13 protein-coding genes and 1 pseudogene are annotated in these 15,337 nt (G+C 70.5%); 11 read left to right on the top strand and 3 right to left on the bottom strand.

Translation table 11 applies throughout. The features are described from left to right. Positions 1 to 3 precede the first annotated feature (3 nt). Positions 4 to 900, bottom strand: a complete 897-nt coding sequence (locus ACIQFZ_RS07145; protein WP_365774409.1) for a RecB family exonuclease — start codon at positions 898 to 900, stop codon at positions 4 to 6. A gap of 543 nt (positions 901 to 1,443) precedes the next feature. Here ACIQFZ_RS07145 and ACIQFZ_RS07150 point away from each other — a divergent pair. From ACIQFZ_RS07150 to ACIQFZ_RS07160, 3 genes are all read left to right on the top strand, one after another. Next, positions 1,444 to 3,129: a site-2 protease family protein gene (locus ACIQFZ_RS07150; protein ID WP_383060047.1), complete on the top strand. Its 1,686-nt coding sequence runs from the start codon at positions 1,444 to 1,446 to the stop codon at positions 3,127 to 3,129. Between the two features lie 50 nt (positions 3,130 to 3,179). Beyond that, positions 3,180 to 4,082, top strand: a complete 903-nt coding sequence (locus ACIQFZ_RS07155) for a tRNA (adenine-N1)-methyltransferase (protein ID WP_365434771.1) — start codon at positions 3,180 to 3,182, stop codon at positions 4,080 to 4,082. 174 nt (positions 4,083 to 4,256) lie between these two features. Then, positions 4,257 to 4,835, top strand: coding sequence for a hypothetical protein (locus ACIQFZ_RS07160; RefSeq protein ID WP_365425430.1), 579 nt, complete (start codon positions 4,257 to 4,259; stop codon positions 4,833 to 4,835). 57 nt (positions 4,836 to 4,892) lie between these two features. Here ACIQFZ_RS07160 and ACIQFZ_RS07165 read toward each other — a convergent pair whose 3' ends face one another. Next, positions 4,893 to 5,198, bottom strand: a complete 306-nt coding sequence (locus ACIQFZ_RS07165; protein WP_361412852.1) for a ferredoxin — start codon at positions 5,196 to 5,198, stop codon at positions 4,893 to 4,895. A 243-nt stretch (positions 5,199 to 5,441) separates the two neighbouring features. Here ACIQFZ_RS07165 and arc point away from each other — a divergent pair, with 243 nt between their 5' ends. The 6 genes and pseudogenes from arc (at position 5,442) to prcA (ending at position 11,407) form a co-directional block, all read left to right on the top strand. Further along, positions 5,442 to 7,208 carry a proteasome ATPase gene (gene arc / locus ACIQFZ_RS07170; RefSeq protein ID WP_361412851.1) on the top strand — a complete coding sequence of 589 codons (1,767 nt, stop codon included), beginning with the start codon at positions 5,442 to 5,444 and terminating at the stop codon, positions 7,206 to 7,208. Positions 7,209 to 7,441: 233 nt separating this feature from the next. After that, complete coding sequence (gene dop / locus ACIQFZ_RS07175) at positions 7,442 to 8,953, top strand: depupylase/deamidase Dop (protein WP_365425434.1); 1,512 nt, start codon at positions 7,442 to 7,444, stop codon at positions 8,951 to 8,953. 180 nt (positions 8,954 to 9,133) lie between these two features. Further along, entirely contained in the window at positions 9,134 to 9,352 is a 219-nt protein-coding gene (locus ACIQFZ_RS07180; RefSeq protein ID WP_225076130.1) for a ubiquitin-like protein Pup, read from the top strand. A 252-nt stretch (positions 9,353 to 9,604) separates the two neighbouring features. Beyond that, positions 9,605 to 9,796: pseudogene (locus ACIQFZ_RS07185) on the top strand (endonuclease domain-containing protein); the annotation flags it as partial. Continuing rightward, positions 9,748 to 10,593, top strand: a complete 846-nt coding sequence (prcB, locus tag ACIQFZ_RS07190; RefSeq protein WP_365425437.1) for a proteasome subunit beta — start codon at positions 9,748 to 9,750, stop codon at positions 10,591 to 10,593. The pseudogene ACIQFZ_RS07185 and the gene prcB, both read left to right, overlap by 49 nt. Before the next feature lie 61 nt (positions 10,594 to 10,654). Next, positions 10,655 to 11,407: a proteasome subunit alpha gene (gene prcA / locus ACIQFZ_RS07195; protein WP_361412848.1), complete on the top strand. Its 753-nt coding sequence runs from the start codon at positions 10,655 to 10,657 to the stop codon at positions 11,405 to 11,407. An 82-nt stretch (positions 11,408 to 11,489) separates the two neighbouring features. Here the strand turns inward: prcA and ACIQFZ_RS07200 are convergent, their stop codons facing one another. Continuing rightward, the gene (locus tag ACIQFZ_RS07200) at positions 11,490 to 12,509 is read right to left on the bottom strand and encodes a LacI family DNA-binding transcriptional regulator (protein ID WP_365774373.1); all 1,020 of its coding nucleotides are present in this window, start codon (positions 12,507 to 12,509) and stop codon (positions 11,490 to 11,492) included. 120 nt (positions 12,510 to 12,629) lie between these two features. Between ACIQFZ_RS07200 and ACIQFZ_RS07205 the strand changes: the two genes are divergently transcribed. Together ACIQFZ_RS07205 and pafA are read left to right on the top strand one after the other, a co-directional pair. Further along, positions 12,630 to 13,898, top strand: coding sequence for an MFS transporter (locus ACIQFZ_RS07205; protein ID WP_365425441.1), 1,269 nt, complete (start codon positions 12,630 to 12,632; stop codon positions 13,896 to 13,898). A gap of 9 nt (positions 13,899 to 13,907) precedes the next feature. Then, positions 13,908 to 15,269 carry a Pup--protein ligase gene (pafA, locus tag ACIQFZ_RS07210; RefSeq protein WP_365425443.1) on the top strand — a complete coding sequence of 454 codons (1,362 nt, stop codon included), beginning with the start codon at positions 13,908 to 13,910 and terminating at the stop codon, positions 15,267 to 15,269. The last annotated feature ends 68 nt before the right edge of the window (positions 15,270 to 15,337 follow it).

The raw sequence follows: 15,337 nt of genomic DNA on the forward strand, positions 1-15,337 counted from the left end.
TCGCTAGTCCGGCCCCATTCTGCCCTGCGCCGTTGTGCCGGACTCCGGCGCCCTCACCGGCAGCGGGTAGGGCGGGGGAGTGCCGCCGAACTCCGGGCAGTGGGCCTGGTGGTCGCACCAGCCGCACAGCTTGGTGGGGCGCGGCCGCCAGTCACCGGTCTCGGTGGCCAGCCGGATCGCCTCCCACAGCGCCTGCAGCTTGCGCTCCACCCGCTCCAGGTCGGCGAGGACCGGGTCGTAGGTCAGTACGTCGCCGCTGCCCAGGTACACCAGTTGCAGCCGCCGCGGGAGGACCCTCTTCAGCCGCCACACCACCAGGGCGTAGAACTTCATCTGGAACAGCGCGCCCTCGGCGTACTCGGGGCGGGGTGCCTTGCCCGTCTTGTAGTCGACGATCCGCACCTCGCCCGTGGGCGCCACGTCCACCCGGTCGATGATCCCGCGCAGCGTCAGCCCCGAGTCCAGCTCCGCCTCGACGAACAGCTCCCGCTCGGCGGGTTCCAGCCGGGTCGGGTCCTCCAGCGTGAACCAGCGCTCCACCAGCCGCTCCGCCTCCGCCAGCCAGCGCGCCAGCCGCTCGCCGTCGGTGTCGTCGGCGAACAGCTCCACCAGCTCGGGCCGCGCCTCGCGCAGCCGCTGCCACTGGCCCGGGACCAGTCCCTTGGCCCGTGGCGCGGTCCGCTCCGCGGCGGGCGCGTCGAACAGCCGCTCCAGCACGGCGTGCACCAGCGTGCCCCGCGTCGCGGCCTCACTCGGCTTCTCCGGCAACCGGTCGATCACCCGGAACCGGTACAGCAACGGACACTGCATGAAGTCCCCGGCCCGCGAGGGAGACAGCGAACCGGGCGGTACGACAGCCCGACGGGCCTCCACGCCCGAGCCCCCGTCGCCACCCGGCACATCCGCACCCGGCGCCGCAGCCGCCTCGCGCACATCCGCTTCACCGCCGTCGGGACCGCCCGCACCGCCCGCAGCCACAGGGCCCGCGTCGCCCCCGCCGGTCGCCGCAGCTTGCGCGGCGGCTCCGTGAGCGCCCACGTCACCCGTGCCCGGACCAGTCGTGACGGCCCCGTCGGCTCCTGGGCTGTCCGCAGCCACGAGATCGGCGACACCCGCCTGTGCGGGGACCGTCGTCCTCGCCGCGTCCGGCGACTGAGCCGACTCCGGCGCGGGCTGCAACTCGGCGGCCCGCGGCGCGCTGTGGCGTGACCGGGCCGGTCCGGCGGCGTCGTGCGGGGTGCCGGGCTCGCCCTCCGTGCTCGTCTCCATGCCCCAGACCCTACGGCCCACCACTGACAGTGACCCAGGGACGGTCATGTTGTGCGCGAAGAGGGGAAAACACATTGGGGTGCCGGGCGTGACCGCTCGGCACGGCCGCATACCATCGACCCGAGACCTTCCGGCCGTCAGGCACGGAAGACGTGCTTCGAACGAGGGGACACCGTGGACGTGAGCGGCGGGAGCGGACAGCCGCGTTCCGGCAAGGACGAGTCGGCAGATCGCCGCACGGGCCCGGTGGACCCGGCCCCCGACTCCGTGGGCCCGGGCGCCGAGCCTGCCGACGCGGCCCCGCCCGAGCCGGCCTCGCCGACCGCCACCCCTGCCCCCGAAGCAGAGGGCGGGACGGAGGAGCCGACGGAGGAGACGGAGCGGGCCGAGGAGGCGAAGGAGCCAGAGGAGACGGAGGAACGGGACCGTCCCGGCGACACTTCGCAGGAGCCGCCCGCCGCCGAAGACGTCCGCCCCGACGACACTTCGCAGGAGCCCCCCGCCACCGAAGACGTCCGCCCCGACGCCCACCCCGAGCGCGGTTACGCCCACGGCGGTGAACCGGCCGCCGGGCACGAAGCCGGTACCCGTACCGAGGGCTCCGCCCCCGCCCCCGGCGACCGCACGCGCCCCGAGTCCCACCCCGACCGCGCTCTCGCCCGTTCCGGGGCCGGACAGGAGCCGCCGCGGCGCCCGAGCGACCCCAGGGGCGGGCTCCTCATGGGGCGGCCCTTCGGGGTGCCCGTGTACGTGGCGCCCAGCTGGTTCCTCGTGGCCGCGCTGATCACCTGGGTGTTCGGCGGACAGCTCGACCGGGTGCTGCCCGAACTCGGTGCCGCCCGCTACCTCGTCGCCCTGTTCTTCGCGGTCGCCTTCTACGGCTCCGTCCTCGTCCACGAGCTCGCCCACACCATCGCAGCCCTCCGCTTCAAGCTCCCGGTCCGGCGCATCCAGCTCCAGTTCTTCGGCGGCGTCTCCGAGATCGAGAAGGAGGCCGAAACCCCCGGCCGCGAGTTCGTGCTCGCCTTCGTCGGCCCGCTGCTGTCGCTGATCCTCGCCGGTGTCTTCTACGCCGCCCTGCGGCCCCTCGAGCGCGGCACGGTCGCCGGTGTCCTGCTGGCCGGCCTGATGATCTCGAACCTCATCGTCGCCGCCTTCAACCTGCTGCCCGGCCTGCCCCTCGACGGCGGCCGCATGCTCCGCGCCGTCGTCTGGAAGATCACCGGCAGGCCGATGAGCGGCACCATCGCCGCCGCCTGGGTCGGCCGCGCGCTCGCGGTCGCCGTCCTGATCGGACTGCCCCTGGTCACCCAGTCCGGCGCCCTCGGCCCCACCGCCGAGGACAGCGTCGGCATGGGCACCGTCACCAACGCCCTGCTCGCCGCCATCCTGGCCGCGATCATCTGGACCGGCGCCGGCAACAGCCTGCGCATGGCCCGGCTGCGCGAGCACCTCCCCGAACTGCGCGCCCGCGCCCTCACTCGCCGCGCCGTCCCGGTCGAGGGCAACACCTCCCTGGCCGAGGCCCTGCGCCGCGCCAACGCCGCCGGCGCCCGCGCCCTGGTCGTCGTCGACGGCCACGGCGAGCCGCTCTCCCTCGTCCGCGAGTCCGCCATCGTCGGCGTACCCGAGCACCGCCGCCCCTGGGTCTACGCCAGCGAACTCGCCCAGGAGCTCACCGAGGGCATGCGCGTCTCCGTCGAACTCGCCGGAGAGGACCTCCTGGACGTGCTGCGCGCCACCCCGGCGACCGAGTACCTCGTGGTGGAGGAGACCGGAGAGATCTACGGCGTGTTGTCCGCGGCCGACGTGGAGCGCGCCTTCGTGAAGGCCATGGCCCGCCCGTCGGCCTCCGCGTAGGGCCCGTCAGCGTGGTCGGAGGGCCCGCCGGGGACCGGTAGGCTGGTCACATGTCCGAACCGACCGGTGCCGCCCGCCGCCGCGGGCCCTTCAAGGTCGGGGACCAGGTACAGCTGACCGACCCCAAGGGCCGCCACTACACGTTCACGCTCGAAGCAGGGAAGAACTTCCACACCCACAAGGGGTCCTTCCCGCACGACGAACTGATCGGCGCACCCGAGGGCAGCGTTGTCCGCACCACCGGCAACGTCGCCTATCTCGCGCTGCGCCCCCTGCTCCCCGACTACGTCCTGTCCATGCCCCGCGGGGCAGCCGTCGTCTACCCCAAGGACGCGGGGCAGATCCTCGCCTTCGCCGACATCTTCCCCGGCGCGCGCGTCGTGGAGGCCGGCGTCGGCTCCGGTTCGCTCAGCAGCTTCCTGCTGCGGGCCATCGGCGACCAGGGCATGCTGCACAGCTACGAGCGCCGCGCCGACTTCGCCGAGATCGCCCAGGCGAACGTGGAGCGCTACTTCGGCGGCCCGCACCCCGCCTGGCAGCTCACGGTCGGAGACCTCCAGGACAACCTCTCCGACACCGACGTCGACCGCGTCATCCTCGACATGCTCGCCCCCTGGGAGTGCCTGGAGGCCGTCTCCAAGGCGCTCGTCCCCGGCGGCATCCTGTGCTGCTACGTCGCGACCACCACCCAGCTCGCCCGGACCGTGGAGTCCATCCGCGAGATCGGCTGCTTCAACGAGCCGACCGCCTGGGAGACGATGATCCGCAACTGGCACATCGAGGGCCTGGCCGTCCGCCCGGACCACCGCATGATCGGCCACACCGGCTTCCTGCTCACCGCCCGCCGGCTCGCGGACGGCGTCGAGCCGCCCATGCGCCGCCGCCGGCCCGCCAAGGGCGCCTACGGTGAGGACTACGAGGGCCCCAACGCCGACGGCGGCGCCGCCCGCTGACGCGTCCCGCCACGCACGCAACACACGGGCGCCGTGGCGGAGTTCCCGACCACCACGGGGAACTCCGCCACGGCGCCCTCACGTTGATCCCCACCCCGCCGTTCCCCCGCACTGTGACGTGTGGCACGATGCTGGCCACCCCCACCGGCACAGCCCTCGCAGGAGATGCTCCTAGTGCAGCAATCCGCCGTTCCGGAACTGGCCCACACGCATACCCGCCCCATCCACTGGATGGCCACCGCCACCGCGGTCGCCGGTGTGGTCGCCCTCTCCTCGCTCGTGCAGCCCGGCTCGGCCACGGCCGCCCAGCCACAGGGCACCCGCGCGAACTCCGCCCCTGCCACCGCGCCGGCCCCGAGCACCACCGGCGTGACCTTCCCGATCGACTGCGGCCCGGTGCGGGCCGTGGTGGCGAAGAAGGCCTCCGGTGACCTTGACGGGGACGGCAGACCGGAGACCGTGGCCGTCGTGCACTGCGACGCCCCCATGGGCACCCCGCCCGACGCCGTCTATGTCCTCACCCAGGCCCCCGGCGCCGCCGAGCCCCGCGTGGTCGCCACCCTCGTCGAGGTCAAGGACCGGTACTCGGTCACGGACTTCGCCGTCCGCGACGGCGCCGTGACCGCAACCCTGCTCGGCTACTCCTCGCCCGACGTGCCCAATTGCTGCCCCGACCTCAAGGACAGCGTGAAGTGGCGGTGGCAGAACGGCGCGTTCGTCCGCTCCGCGGACGCCGGGGCGCGCGGTGTCTGACCACGCTCCCTGAAAATGTGAGAAAACAGACAATGGTGACGCGTCGCGCCGAAGCCGTCACTCCGCGTCAGGTCCGTACACCTCGACCCTGTCCGAAACGCGGCGCACGTGGATGCACTCGCCAGGGCACTCCTTGGCCGAGTCCACCACGTCCGTGAGAAGCGGAAGCGGCACGGGCGTTGCCGCTCCCGCCTCCTGAAGGAGCTCGTCCTCCGGGGTCTTCACATAGGCCAGGCCGTCGATGTCCAGCTCGAAGACCTCCGGCGCGTATTGCGCGCAGATGCCGTCGCCGGTACACAGGTCCTGGTCGATCCAGACCTCCAGTGCCTCGCCACCGTCCGAGGTCCGCTGCTGCACGGTCATCTCTCCTGCCGTATCACGTCGAGCCGTACGGGAATCCGGCCAGCTCTGACGGGTGTTGAACGTGTCGACCCTACCTCTGCCCGCTTTCCAATCATGTTCGGTGGGTATTCCCCTGGCGTGAGGGAGAGCGCAAGGGTGAAGATCGGACACACCCCGACAGTCTTTGTGATCTAGGGGTTTCAATCGACACCCACCCAGGTAGGGTCTGGAAGCGTCCAGCTCCCCTTGGAGGAGGTGAGGACCGTGGCAGCCCACGACGACGACATGAACCGCGGCATCCGCCCGGGACGCGGGTCCGACGACCCGGCCGGGCAGATCGCCTACCTTGAGCAGGAGATCGCCGTCCTGCGCCGCAAGCTCGCCGACTCTCCGCGTCACACGAGGATTCTCGAAGAGCGGATCGTCGAGTTGCAGACCAACCTGGCCGGCGTGTCCGCGCAGAACGAACGCCTCGCGAACACGCTCCGCGAGGCCCGCGACCAGATCGTGGCCCTCAAGGAAGAGGTCGACCGGCTCGCCCAGCCGCCGGCCGGCTTCGGCGTCTTCCTCCAGGCCAACGAGGACGGCACCGCCGACATCTTCACCGGCGGCCGCAAGCTCCGGGTGAACGTCAGCCCCAGCGTCGAGCTCGACGAGCTCAGGCGCGGCCAGGAACTGATGCTCAACGAAGCGCTCAACGTGGTCGAGGCCATGGAGTTCGAGCGCGTCGGCGACATCGTCACCCTCAAGGAGATCCTCGAGGACGGCGAGCGGGCCCTGGTGCTCGGGCACACCGACGAGGAGCGGGTGGTACGGCTCGCCGAGCCGCTGCTGGACGTCACCATCCGCCCCGGCGACGCGCTCCTGCTCGAACCCAGGTCCGGCTACGTCTACGAGGTCGTGCCCAAGAGCGAGGTCGAGGAACTCGTCCTCGAAGAGGTGCCCGACATCGGCTACGAGCAGATCGGCGGCCTCGGCAACCAGATCGAGGCCATCCGCGACGCCGTGGAGCTGCCGTACCTCTACCCGGACCTGTTCAAGGAGCACGAGCTGCGCCCGCCGAAGGGCGTCCTGCTCTACGGGCCCCCCGGATGCGGCAAGACGCTCATCGCCAAGGCCGTCGCGAACTCGCTCGCCAAGAAGGTCGCCGAGGTCACCGGGCAGGCGGCGGGCAAGAGCTTCTTCCTCAACATCAAGGGCCCGGAGCTGCTGAACAAGTACGTCGGCGAGACCGAGCGGCAGATCCGTCTCGTCTTCCAGCGTGCCCGTGAGAAGGCCGGCGAGGGCACCCCCGTGATCGTCTTCTTCGACGAGATGGAGTCCCTCTTCCGCACCCGCGGCTCCGGTGTCAGCTCGGACGTGGAGAACACCATCGTCCCCCAGCTGCTCGCCGAGATCGACGGTGTGGAAGGCCTGCAGAACGTGGTCGTGATCGGCGCCTCCAACCGCGAGGACATGATCGACCCGGCGATCCTGCGGCCCGGCCGCCTCGACGTGAAGATCAAGATCGAGCGTCCGGACGCCGAGGCGGCGAAGGACATCTTCGGCAAGTACCTCACCGAGCGCCTCCCGCTGCACTCGGACGACCTCGCGGAACACGGCGGCGCCAAGGATGCCACGGTCCAGGGCATGATCCAGACCGCGGTGGAGCACATGTACGCCGAAACCGAGGAGAACCGCTTCCTGGAGGTCACCTACGCCAACGGTGACAAGGAAGTCCTCTACTTCAAGGACTTCAACTCCGGCGCCATGATCGAGAACATCGTCGGGCGCGCCAAGAAGATGGCGATCAAGGACTTCCTCGAGAAGAACCAGAAGGGTCTCCGCGTCTCCCACCTGCTCCAGGCCTGCGTGGACGAGTTCAAGGAGAACGAGGACCTGCCCAACACCACCAACCCGGACGACTGGGCCCGGATCTCCGGAAAGAAGGGCGAGCGGATCGTCTACATCCGCACCCTCATCACCGGAAAGCAGGGCGCGGACACCGGACGCTCCATCGACACGGTGGCGAACACCGGTCAGTACCTGTAAAGGCAGGGTGGCTGCGGGTGCCCTCCACGGGGTACCCGCAGTCCGGTGTTTCCGGGCCACCGCATGGAGCAGGCAATGACGCAAATGATCTCCCCACCAGCGCAAAGGCGTTCTAGGCTCTTTCGTACCGCCGGGTTGCGCAGTGCGGGGACGGGCACCGCACAGGCACCCGGGCATCAGCGGTACTTGAGCGACGCCCACGACCGAGGGTGCCGCCGGGCAAGGAGGGCCGCATGACCGTACGGCGAGTAATGGGCATCGAGACGGAGTACGGGATCTCCGTCCCCGGCCACCCCAATGCCAATGCCATGCTCACCTCATCCCAGATCGTCAACGCCTACGCGGCTGCCATGCACCGGGCGCGCCGGGCCCGCTGGGACTTCGAGGAGGAGAACCCGCTGCGGGACGCCCGGGGCTTCGACCTCGCCCGCGAGGCGGCCGACGCCAGCCAGCTCACCGACGAGGACATCGGCCTGGCCAACGTCATCCTCACCAATGGCGCACGGCTCTATGTCGACCATGCCCACCCGGAGTACAGCGCGCCCGAGGTCACCAACCCGCGCGACGCCGTCCTGTGGGACAAGGCCGGCGAACGGATCATGGCCGAGGCCGCGGAGCGGGCGGCCCAGCTGCCCGGCGCCCAGCCGATCCACCTCTACAAGAACAACACCGACAACAAGGGCGCCTCCTACGGCACGCACGAGAACTACCTGATGAAGCGGGAGACCGCCTTCTCCGACATCGTGCGCCACCTCACGCCCTTCTTCGTCTCCCGCCAGGTCATCACGGGCGCCGGCCGCGTCGGCATCGGCCAGGACGGCCACGAGCACGGCTTCCAGCTCAGCCAGCGCGCGGACTACTTCGAGGTCGAGGTCGGTCTGGAGACCACACTCAAGCGGCCGATCATCAACACGCGCGACGAGCCCCACGCCGACGCGGAGAAGTACCGGCGCCTGCATGTGATCATCGGCGACGCCAACCTCTCCGAGATCTCCACCTACCTCAAGCTGGGCACGACCGCCCTGGTCCTGTCCATGATCGAGGACGGCTTCATCGCCGTGGACCTGGCCGTCGACCAGCCCGTACGCACGCTCCACCAGGTCTCGCACGACCCGGGCCTCAAGCGCCTGATCACACTGCGCAGCGGCCGGACACTCACCGCGGTGCAGCTCCAGATGGAGTACTACGAGCTGTCGCGCAAGTACGTGGAGGAGCGGTTCGGCGCGGACGCCGACAAGCAGACCAAGGACGTCCTGTCCCGCTGGGAGGACACCCTCAACCGGCTCGAGAACGACCCCATGAGCCTGGCCGGCGAGCTGGACTGGGTCGCCAAGCGGGAGCTCATGGAGGGCTACCGGCGCCGTGACGGCCTCGACTGGGACGCCGCCCGCCTGCACCTCGTCGACCTCCAGTACGCGGACGTACGCCCCGACAAGGGCCTGTACAACCGCCTGGTGGCCCGGGGCCGCATCAAGCGCCTGCTGGACGAGACCGAGGTGGACCGGGCCCGCAGGAAGCCGCCGGAGGACACGCGCGCGTACTTCCGCGGCCGCTGCCTGGAGCAGTACGCCGACGACGTCGCCGCGGCCTCCTGGGACTCGGTGATCTTCGATCTGCCGGGCCGGGACTCGCTCCAGCGCGTCCCAACCCTGGAACCGCTTCGCGGAACGCGTAATCACGTCAAGGAGCTCCTCGACCGCTGCCGTACCGCCGAAGACCTGGTCAGGGTGCTCTCCGGCGGCTGAGCGGATCCCGGACCGGACGGGTCTTCCAGGGTGGAAATCCCCGGCGCCGGGAATCATCGAGGTGGCCCTCGTACGTTGGAGAAAGTGCGGGGCCGATGTCGGACCCGGCTTGTAGGGTCGGAACATCACCGATCGGCCGTAATGCCGACCATGTCGGGCGAACTGAGCGGGGTGAGGGTTATGGCAACGAAGGACACCGGCGGCGGACAGCAGAAGGCCACGCGTTCCACCGAGGAGATCGAGGAACAGTCCCAGGACGCGCAGGCCACGGACGACCTCAAGGAACGCCACGAGAAGCTGAGCGACGACGTGGACTCCGTCCTCGACGAGATCGACGACGTCCTCGAGGAGAACGCAGAGGACTTCGTGCGGTCCTTCGTGCAAAAGGGTGGTCAGTAAACGCCCGATAAGCGGTCAGTAAGCCGCTTCTCCCTTCGATTCCTCCGCGTCCTTGGATTTCCCGGGTCCCTTTGATTCCCTGGTTCTCCCGGGGTCGAAGAATCGAAAGGAAGGCGCGTGGAGCGGTGGCGAACGAGCCGGTTGGCGAGGAGCTGCGTGCGGTGCGGTGAGGCCGTACCGCGCGCGGCCTTCGTTCCCGCGCCGGCCGCCCGCGCGGGAACTCGGTGAGGGCTCCGCGGGAGCCGCTTCAGGGCTTCCGCCGATCATGTGGATCACCGCCGCGAGGCGGGTAGGGTCCGTGGCGTACTGTGCATCAACTGCAACTCCGGCCTCGGCCTGTTGAGGGACGATCCCGAAGCGGTGGACCGAGCTGCCGACTACCCGGAAGGAAACGCGTGGAAGCCAACACTCGTAGCACCGGGCGTCTACCGGCCGCCTTCCTGACGCCTGGGTCCGCCTCGTTCATGGACTTTCTCGCCGAGCACCAGCCGGAGCTGCTGCCGGGGAAGCGGCAGCTGCCGCCGACCCAGGGGGTGGTCGAGGCGCCGCACGGCACCACCATCGTGGCGACGGCCTTCCCGGGCGGCGTCGTCCTGGCCGGTGACCGGCGGGCGACGATGGGGAACGTGATCGCGCAGCGGGACATCGAGAAGGTGTTCCCGGCGGACGAGTACTCGGCCGTCGGTATCGCCGGCACCGCCGGTCTGGCGGTGGAGATGGTGAAGCTGTTCCAGCTGGAGCTGGAGCACTTCGAGAAGGTCGAGGGGACGCAGCTCTCGCTGGAGGGCAAGGCGAACCGGCTGTCGACCATGATCCGCTCCAACCTGGGCATGGCCATGCAGGGACTGGCCGTGGTCCCGCTCTTCGCGGGGTACGACCTGGACCGCGAGAAGGGCCGGATCTTCTCCTACGACGTGACGGGCGGCCGTTCCGAGGAGCACGGCTACGCGGCCACCGGCTCCGGCTCGATCTTCGCGCGCGGCGCCATGAAGAAGCTCTTCCGGGAGGACCTGACCGAGGCCGAGGCCGCGACGCTGGTGGTCCAGGCCCTGTACGACGCGGCAGACGACGACTCGGCGACCGGTGGTCCCGATGTCGCCCGCCGGATCTATCCGATCGTCACCGTGATCACCGAGGACGGATTCCGCCGGCTGACCGAGGACGAGTCCTCGGAGATCGCTCGCTCGGTGCTCCAGCGGCGCCTGGAGCAGCCGGACGGCCCGCGGGCCGCGCTGCTGTAGCCGGCGCCCGGTTCTTGTTCGGGGTCATCCAGTGACTTCTACAGAAAGGGACGGATAACCGGTGTCGACGCCGTTCTATGTCTCACCTCAGCAGGCCATGGCCGACCGGGCGGAGTACGCCCGCAAGGGCATCGCGCGTGGCCGCAGCCTGGTCGTGCTGCAGTACGCCGACGGAATCGTGTTCGTCGGTGAGAACCCGTCCCGCGCGCTGCACAAGTTCAGCGAGATCTACGACCGGATCGCGTTCGCGGCCGCCGGCAAGTACAACGAGTACGAGAACCTGCGCATCGGCGGCGTCCGCTACGCCGACCTGCGCGGTTACACCTACGACCGGGACGACGTGACCGCCCGCGGCCTGGCGAACGTGTACGCCCAGACGCTGGGCACGATCTTCTCCAGCGCCGCCGAGAAGCCGTACGAGGTGGAGTTGGTGGTCGCCGAGGTGGGGGAGACCCCCGACGGCGACCAGATCTACCGGCTGCCGCACGACGGCTCGATCGTGGACGAGCACGGCTCGGTCGCGGTCGGCGGCAACGCCGAGCAGATCAGCGGCTACCTGGACCAGCGCCACCAGGACGGCATGTCGCTGGCCGAGGCGCTGAAGCTGGCCGTGCAGGCCCTGTCCCGCGACACCAACGGCAGCGAGCGGGAGATCCCCGCCGAGCGCCTGGAGGTGGCGGTGCTGGACCGTACGCGTCCGCAGAAGCGCAAGTTCAAGCGGATCGTGGGCCGTCAGCTGGGCAGGCTGCTCGAGGCCGACGGCGCGGCGACCGAGGCGGAGAGCGCCGAGGAGGACGGTTCCGAGGAGAAGTAGTCCCGTTCCGCAGCCCCGTTCCCGGGTGCCCCGGCCTGCTGGAAGGTCGGGGCACCGGGCGTTTTCAGGGGGCTGGGCGGTTTCAGGAGGGGCAGGGTGGCGGCGCCGTGGAGCCTCGTACCACGAGTTCCACGGGGATGTCCCCGCCGGCGGGAGCGCGGCCCTCCAGGACGGCCAGCAGGGCGTGCATGCCCCGTTCGCCGAACAGCTCGGCGTCCAGCCGCACGGTGGTGAGCTCGGGGTCGATGGCGGTGGCCAGGGCGAGATCGTCGAGGCCGGTGACGGAGACGTCGTCGGGCACGCGCAGGCCGAGGCGGCGCAGGGCCTTGTAGGCGCCGGCGGCGAGCTTGTCGTCGTCGCAGACGAGCGCGGTGGGCCGGGGCCCGGGGGCGCTCAGGGCGGCCTCGGTGGCGGCCCTTGCGTCCTCGATGGAGATGGGGGCGCGGGCGGTGCGCACCGATGTGCCGGGCACCGCGCCCACCCGGGCGCCGAGCTCCCTCGCCCGCACCTCGAAGGTCCAGGAGGCCACGTCCGCCGCGAGGTGCAGGAAGCGCCGGTGACCGAGCCCGAGCAGATGGTCGGCGACCTGGCGTATGCCGTCGGCGATGTCCAGATTGACGGTCGCGGCGCCCAGGCTGCCCGCGGGGTCGCTGTCCAGCATGACCAGCGGCAGCTGGTCGCCGCGGATGGCGTTGAGCGCGTCGGCGGCCATGGAGGAGGCGATCACGCCGTCCAGCGCCGCCTGGGCCGAGGCGAACGGGTTCCGGGCCGGGCCGATGCCCTCGGGGGACGGGTAGAGGACGACGCCGAAGCCGTGCTCGGCGGCGACGCGGGCGGCGCCGGTGTAGACGCCGGCGAAGAACTCGGTGGTCAGCGCGGGGACGACCAGGAGCACGGTCCGGGTGCGGCCGAGCCGCAGATTGCGGGCGGCGAGGTTGGGCCGGTAGCCGAGTTCCTCGGCGGCCCGGCGCACCCGTTCGGCGGTCGCCTGCGACACCCGGCCGCGCCACTTGTCGCCGAGGACCAGGGAGACGGCGGCCTGGGACACCCCGGCGGCGTGCGCGACGTCACGGCTGGTGGGGCGCGTGCTGCTTCGTGCCACCGCGGGGACGCTCCTTCGTCTGGACTGGTGAACAGCGCACATGGTACGTATGGCCGAGGACGTTATACGTAACACCAGAGGTTGCTCCAGCACCTCGGGCGAACCAGTGGAAGGCAGGCGATGGCCGTGGGATTCGGGGGTTACCTGGAGATCCTCAGAGCGAGGCACGCCGCCCGGCTGCTGACCGGCACCCTCGTGGGGCGGCTGCCCAACGCCACCGCGGCGATCGCCATCGTGCTGTTCGTCCGCGCGGAGGGCGGCACGTACAGCCTCGCGGGGGCGCTGGCGGCGGTGTACGGCGTGGCCAACGCGGTGGGCCAGCCCGTGCTCGGGCGCCTGGTGGACCTGTACGGGCAGCCCCGCGTCCAGTTGCCCGCCGCGCTCGCCGCGGCGCTGGCGATGACGGTCTTCGCCCTGAACGGCACCCAGCCGCCCGCCGTGGCGTACACGGCCGTGGCGGCGGCCGGGCTCTTCACCCCGCCGCTGGAGGGCGGGCTGCGGGCGCTGTGGCCCTCGGTGCTGCGCAGGGAGGGCCAGGTGCACACGGCGTACGCGATGGACGCCGTGGCGCAGGAAGTGATGTTCACCGTGGGCCCGTTGCTCGTGACCCTCTGCGTCTCGCTGTGGTCGGCGCAGGCGGCGCTGGTGGTGCTGAACGCCGTCGGCGTGCTGGGCGCGCTGTCCGTGGTCGTCTCGCCGCCCTCGCGGGCCTGGCGTTCGGCGCCCCGGGAGGCGCACTGGCTGGGCGCGCTGCGCTCGCCCGGTCTGCTGGCGCTGCTGGGCGCGTTCCTCTTCGTCGGTGTCGCCATGGGCTCCATCACGGTGGCGGCGGTGCCCTATGCCGACGACCACGGCGGTGACGCGGTGTACGGCTGGCTGATGGCCGCTCTGGGGCTGGGCGCGCTGGTCGGCGGTGCCGTCTACGGCGCGCGCCAGTGGGCGGGCGCTCCCGAGCGGCGACTGCGCCTGCTGGTGGGTCTTCTGGCGGTGTGTTACCTGCCGCTGCTGCTGATGCCCGGGGCGGTGGCCATGGTGGCGCTGACGGTGCTGGCCGGGGTGTTCCTGGCGCCGTGCATCGCCTGCGCGTTCATCATCGTGGACCGGCACGCGCCGGCCGGCACGGTGACGGAGGCCTTCTCCTGGCTGGTGACGACGTTCACCGTGGGCGCGTCCGTCGGAACGGGTGCGGCGGGCCCGGTGGTCGAGGAGGGCGGCGCGCTCTGGGGCTTCGCGGTGCCGGGCGCCGCCGGGGCCGTGTCGCTGCTGGTGTTGCTGGTCACCGGACGGGTCCTCACAGCTCCCGCTGGACGGGCGGTGGTTGCCGCTTCATCGGAAAATGATCCAAATCGTGCTGCCGAACCCCGTTTGAGCGCAGAGGATCGGGCGTAATGTTCAGTCATGGACCGCCGCATTTTCGGGCTGGAGAACGAGTACGGCGTCACGTGCACGTTCAGGGGACAGCGCCGCCTGTCGCCTGACGAGGTGGCGCGGTACCTCTTCCGCCGTGTCGTGTCATGGGGCCGCAGCAGCAATGTCTTTCTGCGAAACGGCGCCCGGCTCTATCTCGATGTGGGGTCACACCCGGAATACGCGACACCCGAGTGTGACAATGTGATCGAACTGGTCACCCACGACAAGGCCGGCGAGCGCATTCTCGAAGGACTCCTGGTGGACGCGGAACGACGCCTGCACGAGGAGGGAATCGCGGGCGACGTCTACCTTTTCAAGAACAACACCGACTCGGCGGGCAACTCCTACGGCTGCCACGAGAACTATCTGGTGGCACGGCACGGAGAGTTCTCGCGTCTCGCGGACATCCTCATCCCGTTCCTGGTCACGAGGCAGCTGCTCTGCGGGGCGGGCAAGGTACTGCAGACCCCGCGCGGGGCGGTGTACTGCGTGAGCCAGCGGGCCGAGCACATCTGGGAGGGCGTCTCCTCGGCGACCACCCGTTCGCGGCCCATCATCAACACCCGCGACGAGCCGCACGCGGACGCGGAGCGCTACCGGCGGCTGCACGTCATCGTCGGCGACTCCAACATGTCCGAGACGACGATGCTGCTCAAGGTGGGCGCGACCGATCTGGTGCTGCGCATGATCGAGGCGGGCACGGTGATGCGCGACCTGACCCTGGAGAACCCGATCCGGGCGATCCGCGAGGTCAGCCACGACATCACGGGCCGCCGCAAGGTGCGCCTGGCCAGCGGCCGGGAGGCCTCCGCGCTTGAGGTGCAGCGGGAGTACTACGAGAAGGCCGTGGACTTCTGCGAGCGGCGCGGCATCCGCACCGGCACGGTGGAGCAGGTGCTGGAGCTGTGGGGCCGTACGCTGGACGCGATCGAGGCCGAGGACCTCGACCGCATCGGCACCGAGATCGACTGGGTGATGAAGTACAAGCTCATCGAGCGGTACCGGGCCAAGCACAACATGACCATGTCGAACCCGCGGGTCGCCCAGATAGACCTCGCCTACCACGACATCCACCGCCGTCGTGGCCTGTACTACCTGCTGGAGAAGAAGGGCCAAACCACCCGGATCTGCAACGACTTGAAGATCTTCGAGGGCAAGTCGGTCCCCCCGCAGACCACTCGGGCACGGCTGCGCGGCGACTTCATCCGGCGGGCGCAGGAGCAGCGCAGGGACTTCACCGTCGACTGGGTGCACCTCAAGCTCAACGACCAGGCACAACGGACGGTGTTGTGCAAGGACCCGTTCCGTTCGGTGGACGACCGGGTGGAGAAGCTGATCGCCGGAATGTGAGCCCGGCGGGACGAGGACGGCGGTTCGGCACGAGAACCGGAACGCCACACGGGCGCCGTACGTTCACC

Origin of the sequence: Streptomyces sp. NPDC093064 (genome assembly GCF_044754605.1) — a bacterium.
Lineage (GTDB): Bacteria > Actinomycetota > Actinomycetes > Streptomycetales > Streptomycetaceae > Streptomyces.

Excerpts from the sequence above, each read along its gene's own strand:
- ACIQFZ_RS07155 (WP_365434771.1), top strand. The coding sequence starts at position 3,180 with ATGTCCGAACCGACCGGTGCCGCCCGCCGCCGCGGGCCCTTCAAGGTC.
- dop (WP_365425434.1), top strand. The coding sequence starts at position 7,442 with ATGACCGTACGGCGAGTAATGGGCATCGAGACGGAGTACGGGATCTCC.
- ACIQFZ_RS07205 (WP_365425441.1), top strand. The coding sequence starts at position 12,630 with ATGGCCGTGGGATTCGGGGGTTACCTGGAGATCCTCAGAGCGAGGCAC.
- ACIQFZ_RS07165 (WP_361412852.1), bottom strand. The coding sequence starts at position 5,198 with ATGACCGTGCAGCAGCGGACCTCGGACGGTGGCGAGGCACTGGAGGTC.
- pafA (WP_365425443.1), top strand. The coding sequence starts at position 13,908 with ATGGACCGCCGCATTTTCGGGCTGGAGAACGAGTACGGCGTCACGTGC.
- ACIQFZ_RS07180 (WP_225076130.1), top strand. The coding sequence starts at position 9,134 with ATGGCAACGAAGGACACCGGCGGCGGACAGCAGAAGGCCACGCGTTCC.